This is a genomic window from Aeromonas sp. ZOR0001, assembly GCF_000801015.1.
GTDB lineage: Bacteria > Pseudomonadota > Gammaproteobacteria > Enterobacterales > Aeromonadaceae > Aeromonas > Aeromonas veronii.
Map to the genome: position 1 here is coordinate 1 of NZ_JRJY01000101.1, position 712 is coordinate 712.

1 protein-coding gene is annotated in these 712 nt (G+C 52.2%); it reads left to right on the forward strand.

Going from position 1 to position 712, the window contains the following annotated elements; genetic code table 11:
* Positions 1-202 precede the first annotated feature (202 nt).
* Entirely contained in the window at positions 203-547 is a 345-nt protein-coding gene (locus L972_RS12545) for an endonuclease domain-containing protein (protein WP_047438610.1), read from the forward strand.
* Positions 548-712: the final 165 nt, after the last annotated feature.

Consider the following 712-nt stretch of genomic DNA (forward strand, 5'->3'; position numbering starts at 1 on the left):
CGTCATCTTCCTATTACCCAATCCAGCTTCCCCTGCTCAAATCCGGCAACGAACACAGTGATGATCAGCCCAATCCCAACCACAACTCGATCTGTACCCTCTCCCATTGGGAGAGGGCTAGGGTGAGGGGACGCAATACCCAACCGGTAAACAGATGGGAAGCTGGCTATATCTATAAGGCGATACAGAGTGGGAGCAATTAATGGAGAGCAACCGTGTTGCCAAGCGGCTGAGACGGGATGCCACGCAGGCAGAGCAGAAACTGTGGCAACAGCTGCGCAATCGCCGTCTGGCGGGGCTGAAATTTCGCCGCCAAATGCCCATCGGCCCCTATGTGGTGGATTTTATCTGCCTTGAACAGGGATTGGTCATCGAAGTGGATGGTTCGCAACATGGAACACAAACGAACCAGATGCATGATGAGGCTCGGACAGCCTATCTCAATCAGCAGGGATTTCGGGTGATCCGAGTGTGGAATAACGATGTACTGGGCAGGCTCAACTCCGTGCTGGATTTTATCCTGTTCTCATTACGTCAATCCGATTGACCCCTTCCCCTCAATTCAAAAAGCAAAAACGGAGAAGGGGACACCCTATCCACTGACTATTTTTAGGCTATGTCCCAATTACGTGTTGCATGGGGCGCCCCAGCGCCTCATGCAAACATGTTTTGATATTTACGCCTTTTCCGTAACGCTCCAGCATCCGGCGCC

Bases quoted from the DNA above. Each gene is read 5' to 3' on its own strand.
- L972_RS12545 (WP_047438610.1), top strand. From the start codon at position 203: ATGGAGAGCAACCGTGTTGCCAAGCGGCTGAGACGGGATGCCACGCAG.